This is a genomic window from Streptomyces vastus (assembly GCF_039532825.1).
Classification (GTDB): domain Bacteria; phylum Actinomycetota; class Actinomycetes; order Streptomycetales; family Streptomycetaceae; genus Streptomyces; species Streptomyces vastus.
Genome location: NZ_BAAASJ010000025.1, coordinates 1 through 1872, shown reverse-complemented (window position 1 = coordinate 1872; position 1872 = coordinate 1). Strand labels below are relative to the sequence as shown.

Sequence of the window (1872 nt, the reverse complement as noted above, 5' to 3'; positions counted from 1 at the left end):
GTTGTGCGCCCAGCATGGGCGGTTGCTTGGGGGTGGAAGTCCCCTGGGGGAAGAGGTGGTGCTAACCCCGAGCCGGAGGCAAGGGCGTTACCGTGAGGTGGGGTCTGGAGGAAGCCCGAGGCGAGACCTGGGTACCGAGGAACACGAACCGCGTACGAGGCGTGCTGGTCGGGTGAGCCTGCAACGGAAGGTGAAGCCCGTCTCCACCAAGAAGGCCAGTGCGTAAACGCGGCGGGGATCCAGGGACAGCGATCGTTCTTACCTGGGGAGATCTGTCCGGGTGTCGGTTGTGCTGAAGACGTCGCCGCGCCGACGGGCCGCATCGGAAGGTGCGGTCTGACCGGGCAGAAGTCAGCAGAGGCCGTAGTACCAGCCGGGATGAGCACGGCGGCTGGGAAGGGCCGAACATCGAGTGGAACGGATGATGTGGTGGTTGCTCGTGCTGGTCACGGTGATCGCGGCAAAACCGCTTCGGCGGTGCCGCAGGGGGAGGAGCCGGTGCATCCGGCAGAGCCCTCAGCGGAGCGTAGTGGCCGGTCGGCGCACTCCACGCAGGACGTTCACTGCGAACGGGAATCCTCTCTTTGGGAGTTGATGCTCTCGAAGGAGAACCTGTTCGCGGCGCTCAACCGCGTCGAGGTGAACCGGGGTGCTCCCGGAGTGGACGGCATGACCACGGCGGAGCTTCGGCTGTGGCTGCTGGTCCACTGGCTCGCAGTGCGGGCTGAACTCGACGCGGGCACCTACCGGCCGGCGCCGGTCCGCCGTGTGATCATCCCGAAGCCTGGCGGCGGCGAAAGGATCTTGGGGGTGCCGCGGGTGCTGGACCGCTTGATCCAGCAGGCCATCGCGCAGGTGCTCGTGCCCGTTTTCGACCCGCAGTTTTCGGCATCGTCCTTCGGGTTCCGTCCCGGCCGGTCCGCCCATCAGGCGGTGCGGGTCGCGCGGCGGGCGATCGAGGACGGCCTCCGGTGGGTCGTGGACCTTGATCTGGACCGGTTCTTCGACCGGGTTCAGCACGATGTCCTGATGGCGCGGGTGGCGCGCAAGGTCACTGACCGCAGAGTTCTGAAACTGGTTCGCAGATATCTGGAAGCCGGGATCATGGTGGACGGCATCAAGATGCCGAGCGAGGAGGGGACCCCACAAGGCTCTCCGCTGTCGCCCGTCTTGTCGAACATCATGCTCGACGACCTGGACCGGGAACTGTTCAAGCGCGGTCATCGGTTCGTGCGTTACGCCGACGACGTGCGCGTCTTCGTGCGCAGCAAGCGGGCCGCGATGAGGGTGCTCGGCTCGGTTACGACCATGGTCGAGCAGCGGCTGAAACTGAAGGTCAACCGGGACAAGTCGAAGGTGGTCCCAGCTTCCGTCATGACGATGCTGGGGTTCGGCTTCTACTTCACCCGGTCCGGGGTCAGGATCCGGGTCGATCCCAAGGCGCTCGCGCGTTGGAAGGCCCGGGTCAGGGAACTGACCTCGCGCCGGTGGAGCATCGCGATGGACGAACGTATCGCGAAGATCAACCGCTTCACCACTGGCTGGATGGGCTACTTCCGGCTCGCGGACACCCCCAAGGTGTTCCGGGAGCTGGACAAGTGGTTCCGCCGCAGGATGCGGCAGATCCGCTGGAAGGAATGGAAACGGTACGCGGCCAGACGCCGGAACCTGCTCGCGCTCGGGATCTCTGAGCGCAATGCCCGTGAGTGGGCGGGGAGCAGCAAGGGCTACTGGCGGATCGCGGGCACTGCTGTTCTGGACAGGGCTCTGCCCATCTCCTACTGGGACGACCTGGGTCTACGAACGCTCAAGCCGACCTGGCAACGGTTGAGATCAGCTGGATGAACCGCCGGATGCGTGGCCCGCATGTCC

At 65.7% G+C, this 1872-nt stretch carries 1 protein-coding gene; it reads left to right on the top strand.

The genetic code is table 11. The features are described from left to right. Nucleotides 1-426: 426 nt before the first annotated feature. Nucleotides 427-1845 (top strand): group II intron reverse transcriptase/maturase, encoded by a 1419-nt coding sequence (ltrA, locus tag ABD357_RS11610; RefSeq protein WP_344389567.1) that lies wholly within the window; start codon nt 427-429, stop codon nt 1843-1845. The last annotated feature ends 27 nt before the right edge of the window (nt 1846-1872 follow it).